Source organism: Nonlabens antarcticus, from assembly GCF_015356755.1.
Taxonomy (GTDB): Bacteria; Bacteroidota; Bacteroidia; order Flavobacteriales; family Flavobacteriaceae; genus Nonlabens; species Nonlabens antarcticus.
In genome coordinates this window covers 1-219 of the sequence record NZ_JADFCO010000001.1, presented here as the reverse complement: position 1 = coordinate 219, position 219 = coordinate 1, and the positions used below count along the sequence as shown (strand labels likewise).

General features: G+C 52.1%; 1 protein-coding gene. It reads right to left on the bottom strand.

Annotated elements, in window-relative coordinates; translation table 11 throughout:
- The coding region (locus IQ282_RS00005; RefSeq protein ID WP_194849912.1) for a DUF7507 domain-containing protein at nt 1-219 on the bottom strand (219 nt) is incomplete at both ends.

Here is a 219-nt window from a genome sequence, read left to right as displayed (position 1 = left end):
CAGATTGCTGGATCGTGTAGGTTCCAGTAAAGGTCGTATTGTCCGTGCCACTTGGACCTGGGGGAAGTGTGGCGATTGGACCGCCTGATAAACTACCATTCGGCGCTACCAACAACGGGTCACTAATCGTTATGTTGCTCAACGTAGTGGCTCCCGTATTGGTCACCGTAAAACTGTAACTGATCGTCTCACCCAACTGGGCGTTCCCATCTCCGTTCT